This window comes from Streptomyces sp. NPDC056347, from assembly GCF_042262625.1.
Taxonomy (GTDB): Bacteria; Actinomycetota; Actinomycetes; order Streptomycetales; family Streptomycetaceae; genus Streptomyces.
In genome coordinates, this window is sequence record NZ_JBHJQP010000057.1 from 38,007 (window position 1) to 43,145 (window position 5,139).

Annotated in this window: 4 protein-coding genes; all 4 read left to right on the plus strand. The window is 73.7% G+C overall.

What is annotated here, in order from left to right; genetic code table 11:
* On the plus strand, positions 1-1,201 hold a 1,201-nt coding region (locus tag ACFCV8_RS15795), incomplete at its 5' end, for an SUKH-4 family immunity protein (protein WP_376685909.1).
* Positions 1,202-1,384: 183 nt separating this feature from the next.
* Entirely contained in the window at positions 1,385-2,284 is a 900-nt protein-coding gene (locus ACFCV8_RS15800; RefSeq protein WP_376685910.1) for a cellulose-binding protein, read from the plus strand.
* Between the two features lie 142 nt (positions 2,285-2,426).
* Positions 2,427-2,846, plus strand: coding sequence for a hypothetical protein (locus ACFCV8_RS15805; protein WP_376685911.1), 420 nt, complete (start codon positions 2,427-2,429; stop codon positions 2,844-2,846).
* A complete protein-coding gene (locus tag ACFCV8_RS15810) occupies positions 2,843-5,005 on the plus strand; it encodes a tetratricopeptide repeat protein (RefSeq protein WP_376685912.1) in 2,163 nt (720 codons plus the stop codon). Before ACFCV8_RS15805 ends, ACFCV8_RS15810 begins: the two co-directional genes overlap by 4 nt.
* Positions 5,006-5,139 lie beyond the last annotated feature (134 nt).

A 5,139-nucleotide genomic window follows, 5' to 3' on the forward strand; every position in this document is an offset into this window, starting at 1 on the left:
CGGTGCTCCGGTGCCTCCGCCTTCGCCGCCTGGTTCGACGCCGCCTCCGGGTGGTGGGGTGCACCATGCCGCGACGATGCTGGCGGACCCGAGCATGGGCGGCCCCGGCGGCATTCAGCCCCCCGGCCCGCCCGGCCCTCCCGGAGCCCCCGGCCCCGTACCGCCGCAGGGTCCGCACACCCCGCCGCCCCCCGCGTACGGCTACCCGCAGCAGCCCCCGTCCGGCCAGCCGACCGTCGGCCCCGGCTACCAGGCCGTGCTGCGGTACCGCGCGCCCGACGGCAGCGAGCAGCAGCTGATCCGCCGCTCGGCGCCGGGCACCCCGCACCCCGAGTGGCAGATGCTGCACGAGCTGCGGGCGATGAACGTCCCGCCGCAGCAGGTCATCGAGCTCCACACCGAGCTGGAGTCCTGCGAGCTGCCCGGTGGGTACTGCGCCCGCATGATCCGGGAGACCTGGCCGCAGGTGCGGATCACCAGCGTCGCCCCGTACGGCACCGACCACGCCAGCCGCCAGCAGGGCATGCAGCACCTCCTCACCCACCAGGGTGAGCTGCACCAGGTGGCGGACGGCCCGGCCCGGCCCGCGCCGGTGCGGGCTCCGCTGCCGCAGATGCCGCCCGCGCCCGCGGTGCCGCCGGAGGTGATCGCGGAGGAGCTGCTGCAGAGCTTCGGGCCTCAGGGCATCCTCCGCTTCGACCAGCGCGCGGTCTCCCGCCAGGGCGTGCCCGAGGCCGTGGCCCGCACTCTGGTCTGGGCCGGGCTGCCCGCCGATTTCGGGCCGTTCTTCTGGGCGCAGCCGGGCCAGCCGGTGGTGCCGACGCTGGGCGAGCTGGCCCAGCAGCGCCAGGTGCAGGCCGCGCCCGACGCGGGCTCGTACCTGGTCATGGGGTCCGACTTCGGCCGGGCGCTCTGTGTCCAGTACGGGACGGCGAACATCGTGGCCGTGCCCGTCGAGGCGGGTCCGGGCGGACAGTCGGTGCCGCCGCAGTTCGTGAACACCGGGCTGCCGGAGTTCCAGCGTTCGATGGCGCTGCTCGGCCGGATGTGGCGGCTGCGCTTCGGGCTCAACCCGGAGCAGGCGGGCCGCTGGACGGTCGACTTCCAGGCCCAGCTGGTGGCGCTGGACGCGGCGGCGCTGGCGTCGCCGGAGAGCTGGTGGTCCGTCCTGCTCGAACAGATGTGGGATGGCCTGATCTGACCTCTCGGGGTTCTGCGGGGCTCCGCGCACGGCGTCCGGTTCCCGGAAGGGGGCCGGGCGCCGTGCTCTGTGATGCCTGTCGCTTCTGTCTGTAAAGCAGATGATCGATTCCGACTTCTAGCCTGATTTGCCGCATCCTTGACCTGTCGCTGATGGTCGGAGAGTCGGAAAGAGGCTTCACGCATGAGTTCTGTACCGGTGTCCGCGCACGGCTTCGTCGGGATCGGTGTACGGGGACGGGGCTACCGCCCGGATCAGGTGGACCGGGCGGTGTCCGCGCTCTCGGCGGAACGTGACGAGGCGCTCGCCGAGGTGGACCGGCTGACCGCGCTGGTGGGCGAGCTGTCGGCGGAGTCGGTCCGGCTGGCCGAGGTCGTCGCCACCCTCGCCCCGCAGAACTACGAGTCACTGGGCGAGCGGGCCCAGCGGATCCTGGCCCTCGCCACGAGCGAGGCGGAGAGCGTACGGGGCGCCGCCCAGGAGGAGGCGCAGGCGCTGCGCGAGGCGGCGGAGACGGCTGGGCGTGAGCTCCGCGCCGCGGCCGCGAAGGCGGCCGAGGCGGTACGGGCCGAGGCCGTCGCGCACGCGGACGGAACGCTGACGGCCGCGCGGGAGACGGCCGACGGCACGGTCACCGAGGCCCGCGAGGAGGCTGCCGGGGTACGGGAGAAGGCGGGCGTCATGATGGCGGAGACCGTCCAGCGCACCGCCAGCGTCCTCACCCACCAGGAGCAGGAGCACGCGGAGCGCCTGAAGACGGCCGAACGCGAACACGCCGACGCCGAGACCGAACAGACGGCCCGTCACGACGAGCTGACCGAACAGGCCGAGGCCCGGCTGGCGGAGGCCCGGCGAGCCCTCGCGCGGACCGAGGAAGCCGCACGGCACGGCCAGGAGGACGCCGAGGCGCGCGCCGCGGAACTGATCGCGGAGGCCAGGGTCCGCGAGGAGCGGGTGGTGCGGGAGACGGAACGCGTCGTGCGCGAGCACGACGAGGGCCGCGAGCAGCTCCACGCGCACATGGCCCACGTACGCAACTCCCTCGCCGCTCTCACCGGCCGCGTCACCGCCCCGGACAACTGACCGCCGGCCGCGCGGCGGCGGCGAGGGGGAGACGGGGGGAACCGGCATGGGCGGATTCGGCGTTCCGGCTTACGGGACGGCCGCGGGCTTTCTACGCTGGACCGGCCATGTCCGGGACGAAACCTTCTGAGGGGCTGCTGCGGTGAGCGCTGAGATCGTGGAGCTGGTGGAACAGGCGGGGCCGTACGTCACGGCGGCCGTGGGCGCGTACGGCGTGGGGGTGCTGACCCGTGCGGAAGATGCGGCGGTGGACGCGACGGCGAATCTGGGGCGGCGCATTCTGCGGGCGGTGTGGAGCCGGCGCGGTGACGGCGGCCGGGGGGAGCTGGAGGCGGCGGTGGCGGATGTGGAAGCCGATCCGGCGGACGGGGACGCGGCGGCGGCGCTCCGGCAGCAGATCAAGCGCGCTCTGCGGGAGGACGCCGAACTGCTGGCGGAGCTGGCCGGGCTGATGCCCGCATCCGGCACGACGGTGAACGTGACGGCGTCGGGTGAGCGTTCCATCGCCGCCCAGAACATCACCACGGCCGTCACCGGGGACAACGTGACGATCGAGCTGTGACCGGGAGCGCCGCGGAGGCCGCAGGGCCCCGGTCGATCGCCGCGAGCGGTGACGTCGGTGTGGCGGTGACCGGGGACGGCGCCCGGGTGGTGACGCTGCCCGCGGAGGCGGTGGAGTGGGTGCGCCGGGTGGAGGCTCCGCCGGGCGCGGGGAATCTGCCGGGTTCGGCGTCGGGTGTGTTCGTGGGCCGCGAGGACGAACTGGCGCGCCTGCACGCCCTGTTGACCGTGAACGGCGAGGCGGCGGTCACCCAGGTGCCGGGGGTGGGGGCGGTCCATGGCCTGGGCGGGATCGGAAAGAGCACCCTGGCCCTGCATTACGCCCACACCCACCGCCGCGCCTACACGGTGGTGTGGTGGCTCAACGCCTCGAGCACCGAGCAGATCGTCGCGGGCCTGGCCGCCCTCGCGGCGCATCTGTGCCCGGAGTGGGCCGGGGACACGGATGTGTCCGAACGGGCGGCGCGGGCGATCCTGTGGTTGCAGTGGCATCCGGGCTGGCTGCTCGTCCACGACAACGTCGAGGACCCCCGCGACCTGCGCCACTACCTCGGCGCCCTCCCCGATGGCCATCACCTGGCCACCAGCCGTACGGGGACGGGCTGGCACAGCATCGCCCCCGCCATGCCGCTCGGCCTCCTGGACCCGGAAGCGGCCGCCGACCTTCTCTGCTCCCTGGCCCTGGGCTCGCACCCCACTCCGCAGCAGCGTGCGGAGGCCGCGGCCCTGGCCGCCGTGCTCGGCCACCTTCCCCTGGCGCTGGAGCAGGCGGGCGCGTACCTCTACGAGACGGGCACCCGGTTCGCCGAGTACCGGTCGATGCTCGGCGAGGTCATCGACACCGCCACCGGCGGGATCGACCCCGAGCGCACCATCGCCCGTATCTGGCACCACACCCTCACGGTCGTCGAGGGCCGCGACCCACGGGCGATCACGCTTCTCGAGGCGATGGCCTGGCTGGCCCCGGACGCCATTCCCCGCACCCTCCTCGCCCCGCTCTGCCCGAACGTGCGCGAGCTCGGCGAGGCGCTGGGGGTCCTGCACGCCTACAACATGCTCACCTTCAGCGCCGACCGCCAGACCGTCGGCGTCCACCGCCTCGTCCAGACCGTCCTGCGCCACCAGCAGCTCACCACCGCGACCGGCGCCGACGCCGTGCCTCCCGGCCGCCGGAACGCCGAACACCTCCTCGATCAGGCCATCCCCGAAGAGGAGGCCCCCGACCAGGAGTTCGAGCGCCTCCTGCCCCACGCCACCGCGCTGGCCGAAACCACTCCGCCCCACCCGCCGGCACCGGCGAGGACCGTCAGCGCCTGGCAGGCCGTGGCCCGGTACCTGAACCGCCAGGGGCGCGATGCCCACGCCGTCCCCCTGCGCGCGGCCGTTCTCGCCCGGTCCGAGCAGGTGCTGGGCGACACCCACGCCGACACCCTGGTCGCCCGAAGCTGGCTGGCCAGGGCCCATAAAGCGGCCGGTGACCTCGACCGTGCCGTCCCGCTCTACGAGAGAACGCTGGCCCAGCGCGAGCAGCTGCTGGGCGACCTCCACCCCGACACCCTGGCCAGCCGCAACAACCTTGCCTGGGCGTGCTGGTCCATGGGCGACTACACCCGCGCCATCGCGTTGCACGAGATCACGCTGGAGCAACGCGAGCGGGTGCTGGGCGATACCCACCCCAGCACCCTGACCAGTCGTAACGGCCTCGCCTGCGCCTACGATTCGGCCGGGTACCTCGCCCGCGCCATCCCGCTGTACGAGGCCACGCTGGAGCAACGCGAGCGGGTCCTGGGCGACCTCCACCCCAGCACTCTGATCAGCCGCAACAACCTGGCCTACGCCTACAGCTCGTCCGGCGACCTCGACCGTGCCATCGAACTGCACGAGGCCACGCTGGCCCAGCGCACGCGGGTGCTGGGCGACGCCCATCCGCGAACCCTGATCAGCCGCAACAACCTCGCCGGCAGCTACCGGGCGGCCGGTGACCTCGACCGCGCCATCCCTCTGTACGAGCGCACCGTCACCCAGTCCGAGCAGACGCTGGGACCGGACCACCCCGACACCCGGCGCCGACGCAGGAACCTCGCTTCCGCCCGCCGTGCCGCGGCAGCGGCCCGGGAGAGCGGGGACGTTTCACGGGACCCGGGTTCCGGGACCCGGTAAGGGGGCGGCTCACTCTTTCGTGGGTGTGGCAGGGGGTGTGGGGCCGGGTCCCGAGCTTCGGGTTTCGGGGGTCGGTCTTCGGGGGCCGGGATTCGAGCGGTGTGTTCCAACCGGGGGGTGACCGGGGGTGGTTG

Bases quoted from the DNA above. Each gene is read 5' to 3' on its own strand.
- ACFCV8_RS15800 (WP_376685910.1), top strand. From the start codon at position 1,385: ATGAGTTCTGTACCGGTGTCCGCGCACGGCTTCGTCGGGATCGGTGTA.